The following is a 24,462-nucleotide window of genomic DNA, read 5'->3' on the forward strand; positions in this document are numbered from 1 at the left end:
CCGCATGTCCAGTACCGAAGCGCTTTCATCAGAACAAGAACAATCTCAGGCGCCGGACACCGGCTTGATCTGTCTGGTCATGCTGGCCCGTTTTCACAGCGTGGCTGCGTCCGCTGATCAACTGGCCCATGAATTCATGCCGCCAGGTGCTCAGTTTGGAAGTGCCGAGTTGCTGCTGGCAGCACGCAAGCTCGGTCTCAAGGCTAAATCCGTAAAAACCCGCTTTGATCGACTGGCGCAAACGCCTTTGCCCGCCATCGCGCGAAGCAATGACGGTGACTACTTCATCATCGCTCGGATTGATCAGGGCAAGGCCTTGATTCAAAGCCCGCTGGTGCAACGCCCCGAGATCATCAGCCAGGAAGAACTCGAATCAAGATGGAGTGGTGAGCTGCTGTTGTTTCGTTCGGAGGCCTCGCAGGCTTCCGAGCTGTCGAGGTTCGACTTCACCTGGTTCATCCCCGCCATCGTCAAGTACCGCAAGTTGCTGGGGGAGGTACTGGTTGCTTCCTTCGTCCTTCAGATATTTGCGCTGCTGACGCCGCTGTTCTTCCAGGTCGTGATGGACAAGGTGCTGGTCCACCGGGGGCTTTCCACGCTCGATGTCCTTGCAGTGGGCCTGTTGGGCATCATGCTATTCGAGTCGCTGTTGAGCGGCCTACGCAGCTACATTTTTGCCCATACGGCGAGTCGGATCGACGTCGAGCTGGGTGCGCGCTTGTTCCGGCATCTGGTCAGCCTGCCTCTGGCCTATTTCCAGGCCCGCCGGGTAGGCGACTCCGTTGCGCGTGTCAGGGAACTGGAAAACATCCGCAGCTTCCTGACCGGCAACGCGATCACGCTGCTGCTCGATGTACTGTTCTCGGTGGTGTTCATCGCGGTGATGTTCTTCTACAGCGGATGGCTCACCCTGGTAGTGATCCTGTCGTTGCCGTTGTACTTCGTGCTTTCGCTACTCATCACGCCGCTGTTGCGGGCACGGGTTCAAGAAAGCTTCAGCCGCGGTGCTGAGAACCAGGCGTTCCTGGTCGAGTCGATCAATGGCATCGACACGCTCAAATCCATGGCGGTGGAACCGCAGGTCACCCGCAAGTGGGACAACCAACTGGCAGCCTACGTATCTGCCAGTTTCAAGACCCAAACCTTGTCAACGTTTGCCAACGAAGGTGTTTCGCTGATCGGCAAGCTAGTCACCGTAGCGACACTTTGGCTGGGAGCTCGGCTGGTGATCGATGGCCAACTCACTGTCGGGCAACTGGTGGCCTTCAACATGCTGGCGGGGCGGGTGGCGCAACCCATCATGCGTCTTGCCCAACTATGGACCAATTTCCAGCAGACCGGCGTTTCCGTACAGCGCCTGGGCGACATTCTCAACAGCCAGACCGAACTGGCCCAAGCTACCCGCAGCACGCTTCCTCCGCTGCGTGGACAGATCGAGTTCGATCAAGTGCACTTCCGCTACCGACCTGATGGTTCGGAAGTACTGCGCGGTGTGAATCTCGCCATTCACCCCGGTGAGGTTATAGGCATTGTCGGGCGCTCCGGGTCTGGCAAGAGCACGCTGACTCGCTTGCTACAGCGACTCTATGTTCCCGAGCGCGGCCGCGTGTTGGTTGACGGCATGGATCTCGCCCTGGCCGACGTCAGCTCATTGCGACGTCAGATCGGCGTGGTACTGCAGGACAACCTGTTGTTCAACCGCAGCATCCGCGAAAACATCGCGCTGACCGATCCAGGCTCCCCTATGGAGGCAGTCATTCAGGCTGCCAGATTGGCGGGGGCGCATGAGTTCATCCTGGAACTTCCGGAGGGATACGACACGGTAGTAGGCGAACACGGTTCGTCATTGTCCGGTGGCCAACGGCAGCGTATCGCCATCGCGCGAGCACTCATCGGTAATCCGCGCATTCTGATTTTCGACGAAGCGACCAGTGCTTTGGACTATGAGTCGGAACGTGTCATCCAGCAGAACATGAAAGCTATCTGCCAAGGTCGCTCGGTAGTAATCATCGCTCATCGCCTGAGCGCCGTGCGTGACGCCAACCGAATCATCGTCATGGACCGAGGCCAGATCGTCGAACAAGGGACCCACGGAGAATTGCTGACCCTGCAGGCCGGCCACTACTCGCGGCTGCACCGCCTCCAACAAGGAGGCCAGGCATGAGCGCCAAACGCGAACTCCTAAATCGTTACCGGCGCACCTGGTCCCATGCATGGCGAAACCGCAAACAGATGGACGCACCCGTGCGGCTGCCGCATGAGGTGCAATTCCTGCCAGCAGCGCTCTCCCTGCAGGAACAACCGGTTCACCCCGCGGCCCGCAACATCAAATGGTCGATCATTGCGTTCTCGGCACTGGCCGTTTTGTGGGCTTGCCTAGGCGAAATCGATGTTGTGGCGACTGCGCAGGGCAAGATCGTCCCCAGCGGCAAGACCAAGGTCATCCAGCCAAGCGATGTGGCGGTGGTAAAGGACATTCACGTCTACGACGGCCAACAAGTAAAGGCCGGAGATCTGCTGGTAGAACTGGACGGCAGCCAAACGGGGGCTGACGTGGAGCGTCTGAAGACAGACTTGCTAGCCGCTCGGATTGACGCCGCTAGGGCTGCAGCACTGCTGGAGTCGATTCGTACTGCTCTGCCGCCACAGCCACTGACTCCTCGCTTGCCTGATGTGGGCGAGGATCAGCGTCAGGCAGCTCAGCTGTGGCTTCAGGGACAGTATCTCGAGCTGAGCAGCAATGTGGGTCAAACCCAAGCGACGATCGATCAGCGGGCTGCAGAGATTCGTGCGGCTCAGGCGACCGTTGACTCCTTGCGGCAGACCTTGCCGATCGCTGAACAACTGGCCACTGACTACAAGCATCTTCTGGAGCGCAATTTCGTGGCAAAGCACGCTTGGCTGGAAAAGGAACAGGCCAGACTGGATCAGCAGCGTGAACTCGCCGTACAACAAGCGCGTGTAATCGAACTCGATGCATCACAACGCGAAGCCGAGCAGCGTCGTGAAAGTGTCATCGCCCAGACCCGGCGCGCCATGCTCGATCTGCAGCACGAGTCCGAACAGAAAGCAGCAGGGCTTACTCAAGAGCTGCTCAAGGCTGAACAACGGGACCGTTTGACCCGCTTGACTGCTCCGGTCGACGGCACTGTTCAGCAACTGGCAATTCACACCAATGGAGGCGTAGTCACTGAGGCTCAACCGTTGATGGTCATCGTTCCTAAGGACCAGCCGGTTGAGGTGGAGGCCATGCTTGAGAACAAGGACATCGGATTTGTGCGTCCAGGGCAGGAAGTGGAGATCAAGGTGGAGACCTTCACCTTCACCAAGTATGGCGTGGTACATGGTCGAGTTATTAGCGTTTCAGAGGATGCGATTGAGGATGAAAAGCGCGGACTGCTCTATAGCATGCGCATTCAACTTGGCCAGAATCAAATTCGAGTTGGAAGTACAGATGTACCGTTAACGCCGGGAATGGCAGTGAGTGCCGAAGTTAAAACGGACAAGCGAAAAGTTATCGAGTACTTCCTGAGCCCATTAAAGCAGCATGTAGAAGAAGGCTTGGGTGAGCGATGAATTCATGATTCTAACTTTAGACTAAGGAGGCAATCTTGGATGCACTGGTTTATTTTGTATGGGAGGTTCTTTGTTATTTTTCCGGTCTTCTTATTTTGAAGATTGCAACCCTGGGAAAGTACAAAGGAGGCATGAGCGACTTAAAAGTTTCTTTGATAGGCTTTGGTTTTTTTGCTTGTATTTTTATTTATTTTTCTACCAAATGGAATTGACTTATGAAGCTGAAGGATCTCGTGGCGAGTTTGTTAGGAAATCAGGTGGCAGGCGCGCCTGTTTTCTCATTTAAAGGCTGGTTCGGAATAATTTATTCTGAGCGAGTGGGGGACTATCAGAATCCTCACATAATTGACGGGTACGTATATAATCCAGAGGATGGCGGTTGGTATTCAAGCCCACCAGCGCCGGATTATGGGATTTATATTTGGTCGGGAAAAGCGGGAGATGAAAAGTCAGAGGAGCTAAGCATTCGTCGGCAAATTATTATTGAACACAATTCTAGAGAAGGACTTACGCATCCCCCAATGACTTGGACTGATGAGATTGTTAGCGTCTGGCACGATGTGAACAGTTTTTTCAGCTCCGCCAATAAATTTGTGCAACGTGTTGATCCTCTTGCCTTAGATTTGGATAACGATGGGCTTGAAACGATTTCTGCTAACAGTGGAATTACCTTTGATTTCGATGGAGATGGTTTAAAATCCGGAACTGGTTGGCTTGCTAAGGACGATGCTTTCCTAGCCTGGGATCGAGATGGCAACGGAAAAATCGACTCTGGTGCAGAACTCTTCGGTATTGACTACGTCAAGACGAATGGTGAAAAAGCCACAAACGGCTTTGACGCCCTCAAGGACTTAGACTCCAACGGCGACGGTGTTTTTGATGCCAACGACACTCAGTTCGCCAGCGTACAGGTATGGCAAGATCTGAACCAGGACGGAGTCAGTCAGGCCGATGAACTAAAGTCGCTCGCCGATCACCACATAACTTCCATCAATCTCACGGCAACTGACAGCAATCAAAATAGCAACGGCAACATTATCAGTGCCATTGGTAGTTTTATGCGGGATGACGGATCGACCGGCGAAGTCAACGGTAACCAGAGCATTGCTGGCAACTTGGATCTCGCATCTAACCCGTTCTATCGTGAATTCACTGATCATCTGCCATTAGATGAAGCAGCCAAGGCTCTGCCGGACATGAAAGGCTCCGGCGCAGTGCGGGATCTGCGTGAAGCCAGCATGCAAAATACCGCGCTCAAAGGGGTACTGGCGGAATATGCCGGTGCTCAAACCCGCGAGCAGCAGATAGCTTTACTCGACAGTCTGTTGAGTGAGTGGGCCGATAGCTCGAATTACCGGACCTTTGAGCAACGGGTCAGCGATCTGTCTACCGGCATCATGACTGTAGACTTCGAATGGTCATGGGAGCAGGACTTGGGGTTCTCAGGTGGAGGCAGTGGATCCTCTTCCGGGAGTATCGATCCGGGATCGACCAGTAGTGGTCCGACCGCAGCTCAACTTCAGCAGAAAACCCTTCTTGAGCGCGTGCGACTTCTGGAAGTATTTAACGCGCAAAACTTTTTCAATTTCACCAAAGAAGAGAATAGCAGTGGTGGTTTGAGCCGCTTAGGCATCAAGTCCGGCGCATCACTGACAAATATCTCGGGTAGTGCAATCAGCAACAACGGTGGGACCCAGAGCGGTGGTGCGTCCATCGCTTCTCACTGGACGTTAACCGAGAAAAACCTGGTGCTGAACGCAGGCCAGGCGAGCCTCATCAATCAGGCCTATGAGTCCTTGAGAGAGTCCATCTACAACGGACTGCTGCTCCAGACGCGCCTGCGCCCTTACGTCGAGGCAATAGGCATCACGCTTGGTGAAGAGGGCATTAGTCTTGATTTCAGCAAAGTGGCCGCTTTGTTCCAAACCACCTTCGACAACAACCACGTCAATGGCGCGACTGACTTGCTGGAGTTCGTTACTCAGCCAATGGCTGGCAAAGCCATTGCCGAATTGACCTCTCTTACTGAGCGCCTTGTGGCAGGTCTGAGCGCAGATGAGGTTGCAAAGATCAACTCTTTGGGTATTGGACTGCAGGTAGGTACGACAGACAATCAGGGTCTGTCGGGCAAAGACAAACAGGACTATTTGTTCGGACTTGCGGGAAATGACGCGCTAACTGGTGCTGCCGGTAATGATTATGTTGATGGTGGATCCGGTAATGACAGTCTTTATGGCGGCGCTGGTAACGACACCCTCATAGGTGGAAGCGGCAACGACTACCTCAACGGAGACGCCGGCAATGACGTGTACTACTTCGAGCGTGGCTGGGGGGAGGACACGATTTACAACTACGACGCAACGGTCGGAAGGATCGATGCCATCGAGTTTGGCACCGGTATCAGTCAAGGCGATATCCAGTTCGGTCGCTCCAATGACTACCTGGTGCTCAGCCTCAAGGGCAGCACGGACAAGATCTGGGTGCAGAACTTCTTCCAGCAGGATGGGACAGGATCTTATCGCGTGGATGAGGTGCGCTTTGCCGATGGCAGTGTCCTGACCACTGCGGCGATCAAACTGCTCCTGCTACAAGGTGGTGAGGGTAATGACTCCATTACTGGTTATGCCAGCGACGACACCCTTCAGGGTGGCTTGGGCAACGACACCCTCTACTCGAGAGCAGGCAACGATCTGCTGCAAGGCGGCGAGGGAAATGACACCCTTTCCGGTGAGGCCGGTAATGACACCCTCATAGGTGGAAGCGGCAACGACTACCTCAACGGAGACGCCGGCAATGACGTGTACTACTTCGAGCGTGGCTGGGGGGAGGACACGATTTACAACTACGATACGGCAGCCGGAAGAGTCGATGCCATCGAGTTTGGCACCGGTATCAGTCAGGGCGATATCCAGTTCGGTCGTTCCAACGATTTCCTGGTGCTCAGCCTCAAGGGCAGCACGGACAAGATCTGGGTGCAGAACTTCTTCCAGCAGGATGGGACAGGATCTTATCGCGTGGATGAGGTGCGCTTTGCCGATGGCAGTGTCCTGACCACTGCGGCGATCAAACTGCTCCTGCTACAAGGTGGTGAGGGTAATGACTCCATTACTGGTTATGCCAGCGACGACACCCTTCAGGGTGGCTTGGGCAACGACACCCTCTACTCGAGAGCAGGCAACGATCTGCTGCAAGGCGGCGAGGGAAATGACACCCTTTCCGGTGAGGCCGGTAATGACACCCTCATAGGTGGAAGCGGCAACGACTACCTCAACGGAGACGCCGGCAATGACGTGTACTACTTCGAGCGTGGCTGGGGGGAGGACACGATTTACAACTACGACGCAACGGTCGGAAGGATCGATGCCATCGAGTTTGGCACCGGTATCAGTCAAGGCGATATCCAGTTCGGTCGCTCCAATGACTACCTGGTGCTCAGCCTCAAGGGCAGCACGGACAAGATCTGGGTGCAGAACTTCTTCCAGCAGGATGGGACAGGATCTTATCGCGTGGATGAGGTGCGCTTTGCCGATGGCAGTGTCCTGACCACTGCGGCGATCAAACTGCTCCTGCTACAAGGTGGTGAGGGTAATGACTCCATTACTGGTTATGCCAGCGACGACACCCTTCAGGGTGGCTTGGGCAACGACACCCTCTACTCGAGAGCAGGCAACGATCTGCTGCAAGGCGGCGAGGGAAATGACACCCTTTCCGGTGAGGCCGGTAATGACACCCTCATAGGTGGCAGCGGCAATGACTACCTCTCCGGCGATGCTGGCAATGACGTGTACTACTTCGAGCGTGGCTGGGGGGAGGACACGATTTACAACTACGATACGGCAGCCGGAAGAGTCGATGCCATCGAGTTTGGCACCGGTATCAGTCAGGGCGATATCCAGTTCGGTCGTTCCAACGATTTCCTGGTGCTCAGCCTCAAGGGCAGCACGGACAAGATCTGGGTGCAGAACTTCTTCCAGCAGGATGGGACAGGATCTTATCGCGTGGATGAGGTGCGCTTTGCCGATGGCAGTGTCCTGACCACTGCGGCGATCAAACTGCTCCTGCTACAAGGTGGTGAGGGTAATGACTCCATTACTGGTTATGCCAGCGACGACACCCTTCAGGGTGGCTTGGGCAACGACACCCTCTACTCGAGAGCAGGCAACGATCTGCTGCAAGGCGGCGAGGGAAATGACACCCTTTCCGGTGAGGCCGGTAATGACACCCTCATAGGTGGCAGCGGCAATGACTACCTCTCCGGCGATGCTGGCAATGACGTGTACTACTTCGAGCGTGGCTGGGGGGAGGACACGATTTACAACTACGATACGGCAGCCGGAAGAGTCGATGCCATCGAGTTTGGCGCCGGTATCAATCAAGGCGATATCCAGTTCGGTCGTTCCAATGATTTCCTGGTGCTCAGCCTCAAGGGCAGCACGGACAAGATCTGGGTGCAGAACTTCTTCATGCAGGATGGGACAGGGTCTTATCGCGTGGATGAGGTGCGCTTTACCGATGGCAGCGTCCTGACCACTGCTGCAATAAAGCAGCTACTCATCTTGAAAGGTAGCGATGGCAGCGATCGTATTACTGGTTATGCCAGTGACGACACCCTCCAGGGTGGCCTGGGTAACGACACCCTCTATGCTGGAGCAGGCAACGACCTACTGCTAGGGGGTGAAGGTAACGACACCCTTTCTGGTGAGGCCGGTAATGACACCCTGGTGGGTGGCAGCGGCAACGACTACCTCTCCGGCGATGCTGGCAATGACGTGTACTACTTCGAGCGTGGCTGGGGGGAGGACACGATTTACAACTACGATACGGCAGCCGGAAGAGTCGATGCCATCGAGTTTGGCGCCGGTATCAGTCAGGGCGATATCCAGTTCGGTCGTTCCAACGATTTCCTGGTGCTCAGCCTCAAGGGCAGCACAGACAAGATCTGGGTACAAAGCTTCTTCCAGCAGGATGGGACAGGGTCTTATCGCGTGGATGAGGTGCGCTTTGCCGATGGCAGTGTCCTGACCACTGCGGCGATCAAACTGCTCCTGCTACAAGGCGGTGAGGGTAACGACGGCATTACTGGTTATGCCAGCGACGATACCCTTCAGGGTGGCTTGGGCAACGACACCCTCTACTCGAGAGCAGGCAACGATCTGCTGCAAGGCGGCGAGGGTAATGACACGCTCTACGGTGAAGCCGGTAACGACACGCTGGTGGGTGGCAGCGGCAATGACTACCTCTCCGGCGATGCTGGCAATGACGTGTACTACTTCGAGCGAGGCTGGGGGGAGGACACGATTTACAACTACGATGCAGCGGTCGGAAGGATCGATGCCATTGAGTTTGGCGCCGGTATCAATCAAAGCGATATCCAGTTCGGTCGCTACAACGACTATCTGGTGCTCAGCCTCAAGGGCAGCACGGATAAGATCTGGGTACAAAGCTTCTTCCAGCAGGATGGGACAGGGTCTTATCGTGTGGATGAGGTGCGCTTTGCCGATGGCAGTGTCCTGACCACTGCGGCGATCAAACTGCTCCTGCTACAAGGCGGTGAGGGTAACGACGGCATTACTGGTTATGCCAGCGACGATACCCTTCAGGGTGGCTTGGGCAACGACACCCTCTACTCGAGAGCAGGCAACGATCTGCTGCAAGGCGGCGAGGGTAATGACACGCTCTACGGTGAAGCCGGTAACGACACGCTGGTGGGTGGCAGCGGCAATGACTACCTCTCCGGCGATGCTGGCAATGACGTGTACTACTTCGAGCGAGGCTGGGGGGAGGACACGATTTACAACTACGATGCAGCGGTCGGAAGGATCGATGCCATTGAGTTTGGCGCCGGTATCAATCAAAGCGATATCCAGTTCGGTCGCTACAACGACTATCTGGTGCTCAGCCTCAAGGGCAGCACGGATAAGATCTGGGTACAAAGCTTCTTCCAGCAGGATGGGACAGGGTCTTATCGTGTGGATGAGGTGCGCTTTGCCGATGGCAGTGTCCTGACCACTGCGGCGATCAAACTGCTCCTGCTACAAGGCGGTGAGGGTAACGACGGCATTACTGGTTATGCCAGCGACGATACCCTTCAGGGTGGCTTGGGCAACGACACCCTCTACTCGAGAGCAGGCAACGATCTGCTGCAAGGCGGCGAGGGTAATGACACGCTCTACGGTGAAGCCGGTAACGACACGCTGGTGGGTGGCAGCGGCAATGACTACCTCTCCGGCGATGCTGGCAATGACGTGTACTACTTCGAGCGAGGCTGGGGGGAGGACACGATTTACAACTACGATGCAGCGGTCGGAAGGATCGATGCCATTGAGTTTGGCGCCGGTATCAATCAAAGCGATATCCAGTTCGGTCGCTACAACGACTATCTGGTGCTCAGCCTCAAGGGCAGCACGGATAAGATCTGGGTACAAAGCTTCTTCCAGCAGGATGGGACAGGGTCTTATCGTGTGGATGAGGTGCGCTTTGCCGATGGCAGTGTCCTGACCACTGCGGCGATCAAACTGCTCCTGCTACAAGGCGGTGAGGGTAACGACGGCATTACTGGTTATGCCAGCGACGATACCCTTCAGGGTGGCTTGGGCAACGACACCCTCTACTCGAGAGCAGGCAACGATCTGCTGCAAGGCGGCGAGGGTAATGACACGCTCTACGGTGAAGCCGGTAACGACACGCTGGTGGGTGGCAGCGGCAATGACTACCTCTCCGGCGATGCTGGCAATGACGTGTACTACTTCGAGCGAGGCTGGGGGGAGGACACGATTTACAACTACGATGCAGCGGTCGGAAGGATCGATGCCATTGAGTTTGGCGCCGGTATCAATCAAAGCGATATCCAGTTCGGTCGCTACAACGACTATCTGGTGCTCAGCCTCAAGGGCAGCACGGATAAGATCTGGGTACAAAGCTTCTTCCAGCAGGATGGGACAGGGTCTTATCGTGTGGATGAGGTGCGCTTTGCCGATGGCAGTGTCCTGACCACTGCGGCGATCAAACTGCTCCTGCTACAAGGCGGTGAGGGTAACGACGGCATTACTGGTTATGCCAGCGACGATACCCTTCAGGGTGGCTTGGGCAACGACACCCTCTACTCGAGAGCAGGCAACGATCTGCTGCAAGGCGGCGAGGGTAATGACACGCTCTACGGTGAAGCCGGTAACGACACGCTGGTGGGTGGCAGCGGCAATGACTACCTCTCCGGAGATGTCGGCAATGACGTGTACTATTTTGGACGTGGTTCAGGACAGGACGTTATCTACAACTACCACAACGACGCAAACAGCTTTGATCAAATAATCTTCACAGATGGAATAACCGCCGACCAACTTTGGCTCCGCCAAAATGGTAGTAATCTCGATATCAGCTTGATCGGCACTAGCGATAAGGTCACCGTAAGCAATTGGTACACAGGGACAAACTACCATGTCGGTGGAATCACAACCTCTGATGGCAAGACTCTACTAGAGAGTCAAGTGCAAAGTTTGGTCAACGCAATGGCCACTTTCGGTGTACCTGCAGGTGGTGAGTCGACTCTGACGCAAGATCAGCGGCAACAATTGGAGGTGGTGATAGCGGCTAATTGGAAATAGCCATACCTCCTGATTTGAAGATGAGTGATAAGGAGCAAGGTCGTGTTAAAGGCCTTGCTCTTCCTTGCTATCGTGCATCCTTTAATGGCCGATAGCAGACACCTTGAACGTGTCGAAAAAGTGTCGATATCGCTGCCCATTCCTATCCGAAGCTATCCAGCCCCAATGCAGTAAAAAGCCCCAGCCCCCTGATCTATCAAGGCCTATCCGACGCTATCCATCAAAATAACGCTGGCAGACATTTCTACGCGCAAAGCGACGCATACCCCAGCCCCTCTATCGGGCTACTGCTAATCTGACAGCATGATGCCCGACCTCGAACCTTCCCTCGACCTGACGGACCAGCTCCTGCAGTTGCTACAGGAAACGCCTGAAGGAATCTCCGAATTCCAGCTGATCCAGCAACTCAAGGCCCGGCATTCCACTCACGTGCCGAACCTGCCGCTAACGGACAAGCTGGTGCTGTTCCGCACCCATTTCCTCGTATTCAACGCGCTGTACCGCCTGCGCGACCGGCTTTGGGAGGGGAAATCCGCGCACCTGGAGATCGGCCCACTGCAGATCCGTCTCTCCCCTTATATAAGTGGCGTGCAGGCAATTGGTGAACAGGACGAGCTGCGCGCCTACTACCTCGATGAGATGCATCTGAAGGAAACGACTGAACACGACGTGGAGAAGCTGCTGGAAAGCTTCTGGACGCGCATGCAGGGCAACGAGGAAAAGGCCGCAGCCCTGGCTCTTTTCGAGCTGGAGGACGGTCCGGTGGACTACGCGCTGATCAAGCTGCGCTACCGCCAACTGGTCAGCCAGCACCACCCCGATCGGGGCGGCAGCACGACGCGCCTGCAGTCGATCAACAAGGCGATGGAAATTCTGGAGCGCTATTACAGCCGCCCGTGAAACTTCCATTTGCTCTAACCCTACGGACGACGTGGCCTGCGGCCATTCCTATACTGCGACTTAAGGTCGCATAGGTCGGCCGGGCACCGGATGTCGCTGGCTACGCGAATCAGGCGCCTGGCTGGGGGGCGGCCTTCTATAAGAAGAGGAGAATGCTGACATGATCCATCATGTGTGGGGGCTCTTCACCCATCCCGATCAGGAATGGCAGGACATCCGTGGCGAGGAAGAATCCATCAGCCACATGTACCTCACCCACGTCCTGATCCTCGCTGCCATCCCGGTCATTTCCGCCTACATCGGCACCACGCAGGTCGGCTGGGTATTGGGCAATGCGGGACCGGTCAAGCTGACCGCCGCCAGCGCGATCCAGCTGACCATCATGACCTACATCGCCATGCTCGCCGGCGTCGCCGTGATGGGCGCCTTTATCCACTGGATGGCCCGCACCTACGACGCGTCGCCATCGCTGACCCAATGCATCGTCTTCGCTGCGTATACCGCGACCCCGCTGTTCATCGGCGGTCTGGCGGCGCTCTACCCACACCTGTGGCTGGGCATGATCATCGGCACCGCCGCGATCTGCTACACCGTCTACCTGCTCTACGTCGGCATCCCGACCTTCATGAACATTCCCAAGGATGAAGGCTTCCTGTTCTCCAGCTCAGTGCTGGCGGTCGGACTGGTGGTGTTGGTAGCGATGATGGCCCTGTCGGTCATCCTCTGGGGCAGCGGCGTCGGCCCGGAATACACCTGATAGCACAACGTGAACGTAAAACCGGGCCCCAGCGGCCCGGTTTTTTTACGTGCTTGCCTGAAACTCGCCCGGCTTGCCTGAACCTGCACCCCGGACGAGCGGCCGCGAGAAATCCTCCACCCGCGCTCCGACTGCGGCATAATCTGCCCCCGTCGGAGAACCACTGTATGCCTGAACAGCTCAACGCTCGCGTCGAAGCCTGCTACCAGCAGGCCGAAGCCTTCTTCCAGCGGCGCTTTCCCCGCCCGGAAGTGAGCTTCCGGCTACGCGGCCAGAAGGCCGGCGTCGCCCACCTGGATGAAAACCTGCTGCGCTTCAACCCGCAGCTGTACCGGGAAAACCACGAACACTTCCTGCAGCAGACCGTGGCCCATGAGGTGGCGCACCTGATCGCCCACCAGATGTTCGGCCCGCGTATTCGCCCGCACGGCGAAGAGTGGCAGCTGATCATGCGCGGCATCTACGGCCTGCCGCCCGATCGCTGCCACACCTACGAGATCAAGCGCCGCCGCTCTACCCGCTACCTGTATCGCTGCCACTGCGGCGAGGGCAATGAATTCCCCTTTTCCGCCCAGCGCCACAACCTGGTCGCACAGGGCCGCCGCTACTACTGCCGGCGCTGCCGTGCGACGCTGATTTTCACCGGCGAAACCCGCCGCGAATGATGCGAATCAGGCGATGACCTTCGCCGATTTCAACGCCTCGACCTGTTCGGCCGAATAGCCCAGCTCCGCCATCACCTCAGCCGTGTGTGCGCCCAGTGCGGCGCCGATGTGGCGCGGCTCCGGCACACCCGCGGAGAAGCGAATCGGGCAGGCCGCCTGCCGCTGCGTGCCGCCCTGCCTGGTAGGCACCTGAGTGACTACGCCGCGCTCGCGCAATTGCGGATGCTCCACCGCTTCAGCCATGGAGAGCATTGGCTCGACGCAAGCGTCCAACGCGGCGAAACGTTCCTGCCACTCGTGGAAATCGTGCTTTTCGAACTCGATGGCAATCTCGCGCTTGAGCGCCTGCTGCTCTTCCGGCTTGGGTGACAGTCCACGCGCGGCCAGCTCCGGACGACCGATGGCGGCGCAGAATTGCTGCATGAACTGCGGCTCCAGGCTGCCCACCGAGAACCAGCGACCATCGCGAGTACGGTAGTAGTCGTAGAAGCTGCCGCCGTTGAGCGCGAGGCTTTCCATCTCCGGCTCCACGCCCGCCGCGAGATAGCCCGCGCCGGCCATGCCGTGCAGGCTGAAGGCGCAGTCGGTCATGCTCACATCGACCTGTTGCCCCTCCCCCGTCTGCTGCCGGTGGATGACCGCCGCCAGCAGGCCCATCACACCGTGCAGCGAACCGCCACCGATGTCCGCCAGTTGCACGCCCAGAGGCAACGGGCCGCTCTCGCGGCGGCCGGTGTAGCTGGCCACACCGGCCAGCGCCAGGTAGTTGATGTCGTGCCCGGCGCGGTCACGGAACGGGCCGGTCTGGCCGTAGCCGGTAATCGACACGTAGATCAGCTTCGGGTTGATCGCCCTGAGCGCCTCGTAGCCCACGCCCAGCTTGTCCATCACACCGGGGCGGAACTGCTCCAGCACGATGTCGTACTCCTGCACCAGTTGCTTCACCACCTCCACTGCCTCGGCCTGCTTCAGGTCCAGCGCGATGCAGCGCTTGTTGCGATTGAGGTAGGCGTGGCTGGCTGAGGTGCCATCCACGTGCGGCGGTAACACGCGCACCAGGTCCATGCGCGTGGGCGATTCCACCCGCAGTACCTGAGCGCCCATGTCGGCCAGCAACAGCGAGGCGAACGGCCCCGGCAGCAGGGTGGAGAAATCGAGGACTTTCAGGGAGGCGAGCGGGCCGTTCATGGGCACTCCTGTTTCGCTCAATCGATGCGTGGGCGCCGCGCCTCAGAGCTTCATGCCGCGGCTGATGATCTCTTTCATGATCTCCGAGGTGCCGGCGAAGATGCGCTGGATGCGCGCGTTCGCGTACATCTTGCAGATCGGATACTCCCACATGTAACCCCAGCCGCCATGCAGTTGCACGCCTTCATCAACCACCTTGCAAAGCAGTTCGGTGGTGAACAGCTTGGCCTCGGCAGCCACTTCGGGGGTAAGTTTCTTCTGGTTGTGGTCCATCACGCAGCGGTCGGTGAAGACCTGCGCTACGTCGATCTGCGTACGCATCTCGGCGAGTTTGAAACGGGTGTTCTGGAAGTGCGCCACCGGACGGTCGAAGGCCTTGCGCTCCTTCACGTAATCGACGGTGGCGTTCAGCGCCGCCTCTGCACCAGCCACCGCGCCGCAGGCGTTGGTCAGGCGTTCCTGGGCCAGCATGTTCATCAGGTAGAAGAAGCCCCCCTTGGCATCGCCCAGCAGGTTTTCCTTCGGCACTTTCACGTTGTTGAAGAACAACTCGGCGGTGTCCTGGCTCTTCATGCCCAGCTTCTTCAGGTTGCGTCCGCGCTCGAAGCCTTCCATGCCGCGCTCGACCACGAACAGGCCCATGGCGTGCTTGTTATTCGGATCGGTCTTGGCTGCGACTATCACCAGGTCCGCCAGCAGCCCGTTGGAGATGAATACCTTGGAGCCGTTGAGGACGAAGTGGTCGCCCTTGTCCACCGCTGTGGTACGCATGCCGGCGAGGTCGGAGCCCGCGGACGGCTCGGTCATCGCCACCGCCAGGATGCGTTCGCCTCGGATGATGCCCGGCAGCCAGCGAGCCTTCTGCTCGGCGTTGCCGTATTCGGCAATGTAGGGGCCGCACAGCGCCGAGTGCAGCGGGATCATGAAGCCCGGCTCGTTGATGGCGGCCAATTCCTCACACATGATCTGTTCGTAGCGGAAATCCTTCAGACCGGTTCCGCCGTACTCCTCTTCCGCCCAGGGCAGCAGGAAGCCCATCTCCCCCGCCTTGCGCCAGACACTGCGGTCCACTACGCCGGCGTCCTCCCATTCCTCCTGGTGGGGCACCACTTCCTTGTCGAGGAAGGATCGGAACGCATCGCGGAACAGGTTGTGCTCGGTCTCGAAGTGATTGCGCAGCATGGTCGACTCCCGGTGGGTTGAGTGCCCGCAGGGTAGGTGCTGGCCGCACGCGGCCTCAATGACGCGAGCGCTCAGGGTCGATTGACGCAATCGCCCAGCAGATGAGAGTGTGAAACTTCCCAAAGCTGCACCGGAGAGCGCCCGCATGCAGATTCGCCCTTTCCAGGCGGAGGACATCCCGCCGTACGAAAGCTGGTTCGACGATCCGGTGCTCTACGCACAACTGGGCCCGATGGATCGCTATTGGCTGGAACAGGTGCTGAACGATGCGGAAAAGGCTCAGTACAGCATTCTGCGTGGCGACCTACTGGTCGCGGTGGTGGGGGTTTGCCTGCCCAACCCGGCACATCCGTATTACTTCGTCACCGACCTCGCCGTGCGCCCGGAGTTACGCGGCTCTGGCGTAGGACGCAAGGTAATGAAGCTGGTGATGAACCGACCGGAACTGCAAAGCAGCCCCTTGTGGCGGGCCAGCGTGAGGCCGGACAACCCCGCAGCGCTGTCTTTCCTCATCAAGCTGGGCTGGACTCGACTGGAAATGGGCAACCCCTTCGATGAACTCCTCGAGTTCGAATTCCAACGACGGCCCGTGGGCCCCAACTTTCGCTGACCTGGACCCTACAAAGAACGTCCGCTCCTTTGCAAACGCGTATAAAAAAACCCCCGCCGAGGCGGGGGTTCACACAAAGGAGTCAAACGGTAGAGCTGTAGTTCTTAGAACACGTACTGCAGACGGGTCACGACACCGTTGCCGTCATCATCGCCGTTAGCGTTGCGGATGCCGTCGGTGCTGACGTGAACGTAGTCCAGGGAGACCTTCACGGCTTCGTTGGCGTACCAGTTCACACCGATGGTGTTGGTGCTGGCCTTGGTGTCGCCCACGTCGCGAGTGGCGGTAGCCACGACCACGTTCGGGTCATCGACCTTGATGTGGTCGTAACGGTAGAAGACTTCCCAGGCACCGATTTCCTTGTTGGCCGGCTTGATGGTGTCGAACTTGGCGCCATCGAGCTTGTACACGCGGGATTCACCGGTGATGGTGTAGGCCAGTTGGCCGTAGTAGCCGTCAGCCTTGATGTCTTCGTAAGCGTCGGCATCGGCCTTCAGTTTGCGCTTCAGGTATTCGGCCTGAGCGGAGAACGGGCCAAAAGCGTAGGCGAATTCAGCACCCCAGGTGGAGTCGTCCTTGTAGGAACCGGCTGGGCTCAGGGTAGCGCCGCCGAAGGTGGCGCGGTTGCCGTTGTCGCCAGCGTCGTTACCGCCGTTGGTGGCGATACCACGCATGCCCAGACGCGGACGGATGCGGGAGTCGAAGGCTACGTCGTCCAGGTCGCGGTAGGCGTAGTCCACACCAACGTGCAGGACGTTGCCGTCAGTGTTCAGCGGAGCGAACACACCACGGAAGTTGAACTGCTTGACGCTGTCGCCGTCGGTGTCGTCGGCGTCCTTGGCGTATACGCCAGCATCCAGGTAGGCCATGTTGGCAACGACGCCGCCAACCTGGGCACCCATGCCGTCCTGGTGGGTGTTGATCCAGTCAGCCAGTTCGTAGGCGCTGGTACGCTCGGTGGCGGTGACCCACTTGGAGCTGGTGGCTTTTTCCAGGCCGAAGTCCGGGTCGAAGCGGCCGAACTTCAGGGTTACCGGGCTGAATCCGGTGTAGCTGAAGGAAGCCTCGTCGAAGTAACCGTTGTCAGCGTTACCGGAGTTGTGGGACATGTCGTAGTTGATCTGGTATTTCCAGTCTTTGTAGACAGTGCCGCCCAGCTCCAGGTAGGCGCGGCGGAAGTAGGCGCCGTCACCGTTATTGCCGTTCTTGGTGTAGAAACCATCGAAGCGGCTGTAATCCGCTTGCAGACGGCCACCGAGCTTGAAGCTGAATTCCTTGTCGGTGGTGCCGACTTCAAGACCGCCTTTGGTCTTGATCACAATATCGGCGCCATCGGTGGTGACTGTGCCTGCGAAAGCCTGGGCGGAAACGGCCAGTGCCAGGGCAGTGGCGGCGTAACCGGCGAAGTGCTTACGGATCATCGAAGATTCCCCTTAATGGTATTTGCGTTGAACACGCCGAGTGCCTGGCTGCTGCGCGCCCCCCAAGGACCCGCACAGGCCGTTCTGGCGGCCCCCGTTTGTGTTGCTGGGAATCTTGGCGAGGGGTTATTTCAGATCAGTTGCTCGTAGATAAAACTTTTATTACAGAGGAACTTTTGATTTCCTTATGGCATAAAGGTCCTAAGCCACGTCCCACTAGGCTCACGGGCACTTTCTGTAGTCCGCTTTGCCGGTATGCTGTCGCCTACTCCTGGAATTCCTTTCCCGTTCAGGCTTTCCCATGCACGAACTGCAACCCCTGATCCAGCAGCACGGCCTCACCCTGCTGTTCTTCAACGTCCTGCTGGAACAGTTGGGCCTGCCGATTCCGGCTTACCCTGCGCTGATCGTCGCCGGTGCCCTGGCGCTGCAAGGTAGCGGCGTGCCGCTGGGCCAGGCACTGGCGGTGGCTGTGTGCGCCTGCCTGATCGCCGACCTGCTCTGGTTCTGTGCCGGACGGCGCTACGGCGGTTTCATGCTGCGCAGCGTGTGCAAGGTCTCGCTGTCGCCAGACAGCTGCATTCGACAGAGCCAGAGCCTTTACCTACGTATCGGCCCGCGCGCCCTGCTGATCTCGCGCTTCCTCCCCGGCGCCAGCGCGCTGACCACCACCATGGCCGGCATGACGCGTACGCCGCTGCCGCGCTTCCTCGCCTACGACTGCGCCGGAGCAGCGCTCTGGGCCGGTTCTGCACTGATGCTCGGGAGCATCTTCAGCAGCGCGGTGGACCGCATCCTCGACTTGCTCACCGAGTACGCCAGCGTCGGCGTCGCGGCGTTGCTCGGCGCCTTCGCGCTGTTCATCGCCTGGAAGCTCTGGCAGCGCTTCAGCCTGCTCAAGCGCACTTCTCGGATTCCGCGCATCAGCGTCGACGAGTTGCGAGCACGCCTGGATGCTGGAGAGCCGCCGCTGATTCTCGATGTGCGTGCGCAGTTCGATGACGAGGCGATTCCCGGTTCCATCGCCTTCAGCCTGGACGGACAGCTGGATGAGCTCGGCGACAGCCTGGAGGACAAGGACGTGGTGATCTACTGCGCCTGCCCCCATGAGCTTTCCGCGGCGATGCTGGCGGAGCGGTTGCAGGCCTTCGGACACCCGCGCACCTGGGCGCTGTCGGGCGGGCTGGATGCATGGCGGGCTCAAAGTCTGAGCTGAGGATTTTGCTGCAAGAGTGTGCTGCAGAGGCGATCGCGGCATGGCCCGCCCCTGAAGGATCGACATCACTCGGGCGTATCCGGTAAGTGCTTGAGTAGGATGGCGTGGAGCGTAGCGATACCCATCAATCCGAAGCACAGTCAGCATGGGTATCGCTGCGCTCCACCCATCCTACGACATGCTCATCCTGCGCTGACCGCTTAATTCTGTCGTTTTCAGCGGCGCGCACTGTCCCGACGCAACTCGGCGAGATGGTCGGCCAGGCGTTCCGAATCGGGACTCGGCGACTCCGGCAGCAAGCGCAGGGTTGCCTGGGTCAGACGCATCTGCCGCAGATAGCGCCGGCAGTTCCGACAGAGCAGCAGGTGCCGACGCAACGCCAGCTTCTCGCGCCAGCCCAGCTGTTCGTCCAGCAGGTCGCTGGAGCGCGCCACCAGTTCCTTGCAGGTCAGCATTCCCCGGTCTCCTCGAAGTGCTCCACGGTGGCGAATACCTTCAGCCGTGCACGGTGCAGCAGCACCCTGACATTGGAGAGCGAAACCTCCAGCAGATTACAGATCTCCTCCAACTCAAGGCCTTGGCGCTCGCGCAGCAGCAACACACTGCGCTGCAATTCGGAAAGGCTGAGCAGGGTCTTTTCCAGGCATTCGCGCAGTTCATCCTCGGCCAGCAGGGCCTCGGGCGAATCCTCGTGCCAGGCCAGCGGCGCGGTGCTCCAGTGGCCGTCCGCAGCGAAGCGCGAATCATCGATGCTGCCGTGGGGTGCAGGCAGGTCGTCCAGCGATACGTCGCGGCGGACCTTGCGCAGGCGAGACTTGGCGGTATTGGCAGTGATGGTCAGCAGCCAGGTCTTGAGGCTGGAGCGCCCCTGGAAGCCGTCCAGGTTGCGCACGGCGGCGAGCCAGGCATCCTGCACCACCTCATCGGCATGGGCTGCGCCGACGATGGCAATGGCCACGGCGCGCATCGCGCCCTGGTAGGTGGCTACCAGGGTGCGGAAGGCCTGCTGGTCACCGGCCAGCAGGCGCGACAACAGCTCGCTGTCGTCGGCGGGCACGATCAGCGCTTGCGCAGGATCACGCTGCCGATGGAGTAGCCGGCGCCGAAGGAGCTCAGCACGCCGATGGAGCCGGCGGGCAGGTCGTCCTGGTACTTGTGGAAGGCAATGACCGAGCCGGCCGAGCTGGTGTTGGCGTAGGTGTCGAGGATCACCGGCGCTTCGTGCGGTTCGGCATCGCGGCCGATCAGCTTGCGGGTGATCAGCAGGTTCATGTTCAGGTTGGCCTGGTGCAGCCAGTAGCGCTTCACGTCGCTGACCGGGATATCGTTCTGCGCCAGGTGCTCGCCGATCAGCTCGGCCACCATCGGGCAGACGTCCTTGAACACCTTGCGGCCTTCCTGCACGAACAGCTTGTCGCGACTACCGATGCCCTCTTCCGCCGCGCGGTTGAGGAAGCCGAAGTTGTTGCGGATGTTGTTGGAGAACTGCGTCAGCAGCTTGGTGCTCACCACGTCGAACTGGTGCTCGCTGGTGGCCTGGTCGGCACGTTCGATGACCACGGCAGTGGCCGCGTCGCCGAAGATGAAGTGGCTGTCGCGGTCACGGAAGTTCAGGTGGCCAGTGCAGATTTCCGGGTTGACCATCAGGATCGCGCGGGCCTGTCCCAGCTGCACGCTGTTCACCGCGGCCTGGATGCCGAAGGTGGCCGAGGAGCAGGCGACGTTCATGTCGTAGCCGAAGCCCTGGATGCCGAGGGCGGCCTGCACCTCGATGGCCACCGCCGGGTAGGCGCGCTGCAGGTTGGAGCAGGCGACGATCACCCCGTCGATGTCTTCGGCAGTGCGGCCGGCGCGCTGCAGGGCCTGCTTCGCGGCGGCGGTCGCCATCTCGCAGAGGATGCCCCAGTCTTCGTTGGAGCGCTCCGGAATACGCGGCGCCATGCGCTGCGGATCGAGGATGCCTTCCTTGTTCACCACGAAGCGGCTCTTGATGCCGGAAGCCTTTTCGATGAACGCGGAGCTCGATTCGGAGAGCGCTTCCACCTCGCCCTTGGCGATGGCGTCGGCGTGCTGGTCGTTGTGGCTGCGGACGTAGGCGTTGAAGGATTCCACCAGTTCATCGTTGGAGATGCTGAACGGCGGGGTATACAGGCCGGTTCCGCTGATCACGACTTTATGCACGGTCAATCCTCTTCTCAATCTGCGCCGCCGGGCCGGGCGGCAAGGTTAGGCATCAAGGTACCCGCCCATTGGCCGGCACTGGATATTCGTCGCTCCGCGTCCTGGCGCGAAGGCTTCGGGATGGCGATCCCTGCAACCGGGCAGTGTGCCACTCCCACCGACGGTGGGCATCTTTGCCCGCCCGGCGGTTCGCGGTTTCACCCAGGGTGCAACCGCTGATCACTGATTATGCTGCAATTTTCGCCGAAAAGCCGCCGTGCGAAGGCGGCATTTGCGCAAGTTTACGGACGCGAATCACGCCAGACCTGCCCTGAAGCAACGGATTGAAATTTTTCACCGCCACCATAGGCACAGTGTTGGCGCGCCCAGGCGCGCCAGTCCTTATCCTTCAGTGCATTCTCGACTTTGCCAAGGAGACTTCAGGATGAGTGCCGCGAACCGCCCGGAAATGGACGAACAGACCCTGGAATTCGCCAACCAGGTGATCGACCTTGCCCGTCAGGGCGATACCCCGCGCCTGACGGAACTGCTCCAGCAGGGTCTGCCGGCCAACCTGCGCAACCACAAGGGCGACAGCCTGCTGATGCTGGCGAGCTATTACGGCCACCACGACACCGTCGGCGTGCTGCTGGATCACGGCGCCGATCCGGACCTGCGCAACAATGCCGGGCAGACGCCGTTGGCCGGCGCCGCCTTCAAGGGCGACCTGGAAATGGTGCGCCTGCTGCTCAGCCGTGGCGCCCAGGTGGAAGGCGCCTCTCCCGACGGCAAGACCGCCTTGATGATGGCGGCGATGTTCAATCGCCCGGAGATCGTCCGCTGCCTGCTGGAACACGGCGCCGACCGCGAGGCCCGCGACGCCAGCGGTCTGACAGCGTTGGCCGCGGCGAAGATGATGGGTGCGACCGACACCCTGGCGATGCTCGAAGCCGCATGAATCAGTCGATACGAACGTGCTCGGCGAGGAAGTCGAGCACCGCGCGAACTCGCGCCGGCAGGTGGCCCGGCTTGCCCAGATAGAGCGCGTGCATGGGTTTGCGGTCGCCGGGATTGAAGTCCGCCAGCACCTCCACCAGCCGTCCGGCTGCAATATCCTTGCGCACCTGGAACTCCGCCAGTCGCGCCAGCCCCAACCCGGCCAGCGCCAGATGCCGCACGCTGTCACCGTCGCTGGCCAGCAGGTTGCCGCTGGGCTCGGGGGCATCCGCCGGCTTGCCGAGAAAGGGCCAGTCCGGCTCGACGCGCCGGTAGCTGAAGCCCACGCAATTGTATTCGCCCAGCTCACGTGGATGCTGCGGCGTACCGTGCCGCGCCAGGTACTCGGGCGCGGCGACTATCTTGTGTCCGGACTCTCCCAGCGAACGCGCCACCAGCCGCGAATCCCGCAGCGGCCCGCTGCGCACGGCGACGTCGGCGCGCACTTCAAACAGGTCCACCACTTCATCGGTCAACTGCAGGTCGAGGTTGACGCCCGGATAGCGCTCGAAGAACAGCGGCAGCGCCGGAATCAGGAACTGCCGACCCACCGGCAGATTGCAGCTGATCCGCACCCTGCCCTGCGGCTCGGCACTGGCCGAGGCCTCGCGTTCGGCTTCGTCCAGATCGGCGAGGATGCGCAGGCTGCGTTCATAGAACGCCGCCCCCTCGGCGGTGAGCTGCTGGCGCCGGGTGGAGCGATTGAACAGCCGCGCACCGAGACGATCCTCCAGCCGCGCCACCAGCTTGCTCACCGCCGAAGGTGTCATCCCGCACTGCAGCGCGGCGGCAGTGAAGCCGCCGGTTTCCACCACACGGATGAAGACTTCCATTTCGCCGAAGCGGTTGACGTCAGGACGGGCCATGTTGAATTCAATTCACAGGTGATTTGCTCAAAGGCAGTCTATATCAGCAATCCGCACGGCGATAAGGTGGCCATCATTCTTCGAACCACCTGGGAGAGCCACCGTGCCCATTGCCTTGTATGCCTTGACCGCCGGTGCCTTTGGCATCGGCGTTACCGAATTCGTGATCATGGGATTGTTGCTGGAAGTCGGCCATGACTTCGGCGTCTCGATCTCTGCCGCCGGGCTGCTGATCTCCGGCTACGCGCTGGGCGTGGTACTCGGCGCACCACTGCTCACTGCCCTCACCGCGCGCTGGCCGCAACGCCGCACCCTGCTCGGCCTGATGGTGATCTTCACCCTCGGCAACCTGGCCTGCGCCCTGGCGCCGGACTACGCCACGCTGATGGCGGCACGGGTGCTGACCTCCTTCGCCCATGGCACCTTCTTCGGCGTCGGCTCGGTGGTCGCCACCAGCCTGGTGCCGGCTGAACGCCGCGCCTCGGCCATCGCCCTGATGTTCACCGGCCTCACCGTCGCCACCATCCTTGGCGTACCGCTGGGCACCTGGCTCGGCCAACTCTATGGCTGGCGTGCGGCCTTCTGGGTAGTCACCGGCATCGGCGTGCTCGCCCTGGCAATCCTGGCGATCTACCTGCCGCGCAACGGCGCACCGCCGGCCGCCGGCAACCTGCGCGAGGACTTTCGCGTGCTGAAGCGCCCGGCCGTGCTGCTCGGCCTGCTGACCACCGTGCTCGGCTTCGGCGGCGTGTTCACCGTGTTCAGCTATGTCTCGCCGCTGCTGACCCGCCTCGCCGGCTTCTCCGAAAGCGCCGTGTCGCCGGTGCTGCTGGTGTTCGGTGGCGGCCTGGTGCTGGGCAACCTGCTGGGCGGCAAGCTGGCCGACCGCAAGCTGGTGCCCTCCCTGCTCGGTAGCCTGGTGGCACTGGCGGTGGTCATGGGCCTGATGACTTTCTCGCTGCAGAACCAGGTGGCCGTGGTCATCTTCATCGCCCTGCTCGGCGCCGCCGGTTTCGCCACCGTGCCGCCGCTGCAGATGTGGGTGCTGGAGAAGGCCCACGGTGCCGGCCAGAGCGTCGCGGCCAGCTTCAACATCGCCGCATTCAACCTGGGCAATGCGCTGGGCGCTTGGCTCGGCGGCATGACCATCGACCACGGCCCTGGCCTCGCTGCACTGCCGTGGGTCGGCGCGTTGCTGCCGGTCGCAGCCATCGCCACGGCGCTGCTGTGCCTGCGCCTGGAGCGTGAACCGGCACTGCCGGCAGCAACCGTCCAGCAGGCCCGCTGAACGATCGGCGAATCCTGACTGTCGAGGAAAGGGGCG

General features: G+C 59.8%; 18 protein-coding genes. 11 read left to right on the top strand and 7 right to left on the bottom strand.

What is annotated here, in order from left to right:
• Positions 1–4: 4 nt before the first annotated feature.
• The 7 genes from ACKI1H_RS28395 to ACKI1H_RS28425 all read left to right on the top strand — a co-directional run bounded on the left by ACKI1H_RS28395 (position 5) and on the right by ACKI1H_RS28425 (position 13,499).
• A complete protein-coding gene (locus ACKI1H_RS28395) occupies positions 5–2,164 on the top strand; it encodes a type I secretion system permease/ATPase (protein WP_440467047.1) in 2,160 nt (719 codons plus the stop codon).
• Positions 2,161–3,576 carry an HlyD family type I secretion periplasmic adaptor subunit gene (locus ACKI1H_RS28400; protein ID WP_440467048.1) on the top strand — a complete coding sequence of 472 codons (1,416 nt, stop codon included), beginning with the start codon at positions 2,161–2,163 and terminating at the stop codon, positions 3,574–3,576. The genes ACKI1H_RS28395 and ACKI1H_RS28400 overlap by 4 nt, the downstream gene beginning before the upstream one ends.
• A 35-nt stretch (positions 3,577–3,611) precedes the next feature.
• Positions 3,612–3,788 (top strand): hypothetical protein, encoded by a 177-nt coding sequence (locus tag ACKI1H_RS28405; RefSeq protein WP_440467049.1) that lies wholly within the window; start codon positions 3,612–3,614, stop codon positions 3,786–3,788.
• A gap of 3 nt (positions 3,789–3,791) precedes the next feature.
• The gene (locus tag ACKI1H_RS28410) at positions 3,792–11,177 is read left to right on the top strand and encodes a calcium-binding protein (RefSeq protein ID WP_440467050.1); all 7,386 of its coding nucleotides are present in this window, start codon (positions 3,792–3,794) and stop codon (positions 11,175–11,177) included.
• 303 nt (positions 11,178–11,480) lie between these two features.
• Positions 11,481–12,077, top strand: a complete 597-nt coding sequence (locus ACKI1H_RS28415; protein ID WP_440467051.1) for a DNA-J related domain-containing protein — start codon at positions 11,481–11,483, stop codon at positions 12,075–12,077.
• 160 nt (positions 12,078–12,237) lie between these two features.
• Positions 12,238–12,834, top strand: a complete 597-nt coding sequence (locus ACKI1H_RS28420) for a Yip1 family protein (protein WP_024764594.1) — start codon at positions 12,238–12,240, stop codon at positions 12,832–12,834.
• Positions 12,835–13,001: 167 nt separating this feature from the next.
• Entirely contained in the window at positions 13,002–13,499 is a 498-nt protein-coding gene (locus ACKI1H_RS28425; protein ID WP_138525106.1) for a SprT family zinc-dependent metalloprotease, read from the top strand.
• Positions 13,500–13,505: 6 nt separating this feature from the next.
• Here ACKI1H_RS28425 and ACKI1H_RS28430 read toward each other — a convergent pair whose 3' ends face one another.
• Positions 13,506–14,687: a CaiB/BaiF CoA transferase family protein gene (locus tag ACKI1H_RS28430; RefSeq protein ID WP_138525105.1), complete on the bottom strand. Its 1,182-nt coding sequence runs from the start codon at positions 14,685–14,687 to the stop codon at positions 13,506–13,508.
• A gap of 42 nt (positions 14,688–14,729) precedes the next feature.
• Positions 14,730–15,869: an acyl-CoA dehydrogenase family protein gene (locus tag ACKI1H_RS28435; RefSeq protein WP_440467052.1), complete on the bottom strand. Its 1,140-nt coding sequence runs from the start codon at positions 15,867–15,869 to the stop codon at positions 14,730–14,732.
• Positions 15,870–16,014: 145 nt separating this feature from the next.
• Between ACKI1H_RS28435 and ACKI1H_RS28440 the strand changes: the two genes are divergently transcribed.
• A complete protein-coding gene (locus ACKI1H_RS28440; protein ID WP_440467053.1) occupies positions 16,015–16,479 on the top strand; it encodes an N-acetyltransferase family protein in 465 nt (154 codons plus the stop codon).
• A 104-nt stretch (positions 16,480–16,583) separates the two neighbouring features.
• On the opposite strand, the gene ACKI1H_RS28445 is transcribed toward ACKI1H_RS28440, so the two are convergent.
• Positions 16,584–17,900: an OprO/OprP family phosphate-selective porin gene (locus ACKI1H_RS28445; protein WP_138525102.1), complete on the bottom strand. Its 1,317-nt coding sequence runs from the start codon at positions 17,898–17,900 to the stop codon at positions 16,584–16,586.
• A gap of 301 nt (positions 17,901–18,201) precedes the next feature.
• Here ACKI1H_RS28445 and ACKI1H_RS28450 point away from each other — a divergent pair, with 301 nt between their 5' ends.
• On the top strand, positions 18,202–19,116 hold the full coding sequence (locus ACKI1H_RS28450) for a DedA family protein/thiosulfate sulfurtransferase GlpE (RefSeq protein ID WP_138525101.1): 915 nt from the start codon (positions 18,202–18,204) through the stop codon (positions 19,114–19,116).
• Positions 19,117–19,331: 215 nt separating this feature from the next.
• Here the strand turns inward: ACKI1H_RS28450 and ACKI1H_RS28455 are convergent, their stop codons facing one another.
• From ACKI1H_RS28455 to ACKI1H_RS28465, 3 genes are read right to left on the bottom strand one after another with little or no spacing between them, the layout of a single operon-like run.
• Positions 19,332–19,571, bottom strand: coding sequence for a zf-HC2 domain-containing protein (locus tag ACKI1H_RS28455; RefSeq protein ID WP_138525100.1), 240 nt, complete (start codon positions 19,569–19,571; stop codon positions 19,332–19,334).
• Positions 19,565–20,176 carry an RNA polymerase sigma factor gene (locus ACKI1H_RS28460; protein ID WP_440468926.1) on the bottom strand — a complete coding sequence of 204 codons (612 nt, stop codon included), beginning with the start codon at positions 20,174–20,176 and terminating at the stop codon, positions 19,565–19,567. The genes ACKI1H_RS28455 and ACKI1H_RS28460 overlap by 7 nt, the downstream gene beginning before the upstream one ends.
• On the bottom strand, positions 20,176–21,297 hold the full coding sequence (locus ACKI1H_RS28465; protein WP_440467054.1) for a beta-ketoacyl-ACP synthase III: 1,122 nt from the start codon (positions 21,295–21,297) through the stop codon (positions 20,176–20,178). The genes ACKI1H_RS28460 and ACKI1H_RS28465 overlap by 1 nt, the downstream gene beginning before the upstream one ends.
• Before the next feature lie 424 nt (positions 21,298–21,721).
• Between ACKI1H_RS28465 and ACKI1H_RS28470 the strand changes: the two genes are divergently transcribed.
• A complete protein-coding gene (locus ACKI1H_RS28470) occupies positions 21,722–22,234 on the top strand; it encodes an ankyrin repeat domain-containing protein (protein ID WP_440467055.1) in 513 nt (170 codons plus the stop codon).
• Between the two features lies 1 nt (position 22,235).
• Here the strand turns inward: ACKI1H_RS28470 and ACKI1H_RS28475 are convergent, their stop codons facing one another.
• Complete coding sequence (locus ACKI1H_RS28475) at positions 22,236–23,138, bottom strand: LysR family transcriptional regulator (RefSeq protein WP_440467056.1); 903 nt, start codon at positions 23,136–23,138, stop codon at positions 22,236–22,238.
• A gap of 103 nt (positions 23,139–23,241) precedes the next feature.
• On the opposite strand from ACKI1H_RS28475, the gene ACKI1H_RS28480 reads away from it, so the two are divergent.
• Positions 23,242–24,426, top strand: coding sequence for an MFS transporter (locus tag ACKI1H_RS28480; protein ID WP_440467057.1), 1,185 nt, complete (start codon positions 23,242–23,244; stop codon positions 24,424–24,426).
• The last annotated feature ends 36 nt before the right edge of the window (positions 24,427–24,462 follow it).

It is taken from the genome of Pseudomonas sp. YH-1, from assembly GCF_051990045.1.
GTDB classification, from domain to species: Bacteria; Pseudomonadota; Gammaproteobacteria; order Pseudomonadales; family Pseudomonadaceae; genus Pseudomonas; species Pseudomonas nicosulfuronedens.

What these genes read in the sequence shown, in the direction of transcription:
- ACKI1H_RS28395 (WP_440467047.1), top strand. Translation starts at nt 5, where the DNA reads ATGTCCAGTACCGAAGCGCTTTCATCAGAACAAGAACAATCTCAGGCG.
- ACKI1H_RS28400 (WP_440467048.1), top strand. Translation starts at nt 2,161, where the DNA reads ATGAGCGCCAAACGCGAACTCCTAAATCGTTACCGGCGCACCTGGTCC.
- ACKI1H_RS28410 (WP_440467050.1), top strand. Translation starts at nt 3,792, where the DNA reads ATGAAGCTGAAGGATCTCGTGGCGAGTTTGTTAGGAAATCAGGTGGCA.
- ACKI1H_RS28415 (WP_440467051.1), top strand. Translation starts at nt 11,481, where the DNA reads ATGATGCCCGACCTCGAACCTTCCCTCGACCTGACGGACCAGCTCCTG.
- ACKI1H_RS28420 (WP_024764594.1), top strand. Translation starts at nt 12,238, where the DNA reads ATGATCCATCATGTGTGGGGGCTCTTCACCCATCCCGATCAGGAATGG.
- ACKI1H_RS28425 (WP_138525106.1), top strand. Translation starts at nt 13,002, where the DNA reads ATGCCTGAACAGCTCAACGCTCGCGTCGAAGCCTGCTACCAGCAGGCC.
- ACKI1H_RS28430 (WP_138525105.1), bottom strand. Translation starts at nt 14,687, where the DNA reads ATGAACGGCCCGCTCGCCTCCCTGAAAGTCCTCGATTTCTCCACCCTG.
- ACKI1H_RS28435 (WP_440467052.1), bottom strand. Translation starts at nt 15,869, where the DNA reads ATGCTGCGCAATCACTTCGAGACCGAGCACAACCTGTTCCGCGATGCG.
- ACKI1H_RS28440 (WP_440467053.1), top strand. Translation starts at nt 16,015, where the DNA reads ATGCAGATTCGCCCTTTCCAGGCGGAGGACATCCCGCCGTACGAAAGC.
- ACKI1H_RS28445 (WP_138525102.1), bottom strand. Translation starts at nt 17,900, where the DNA reads ATGATCCGTAAGCACTTCGCCGGTTACGCCGCCACTGCCCTGGCACTG.
- ACKI1H_RS28450 (WP_138525101.1), top strand. Translation starts at nt 18,202, where the DNA reads ATGCACGAACTGCAACCCCTGATCCAGCAGCACGGCCTCACCCTGCTG.
- ACKI1H_RS28455 (WP_138525100.1), bottom strand. Translation starts at nt 19,571, where the DNA reads ATGCTGACCTGCAAGGAACTGGTGGCGCGCTCCAGCGACCTGCTGGAC.
- ACKI1H_RS28470 (WP_440467055.1), top strand. Translation starts at nt 21,722, where the DNA reads ATGAGTGCCGCGAACCGCCCGGAAATGGACGAACAGACCCTGGAATTC.
- ACKI1H_RS28475 (WP_440467056.1), bottom strand. Translation starts at nt 23,138, where the DNA reads ATGGCCCGTCCTGACGTCAACCGCTTCGGCGAAATGGAAGTCTTCATC.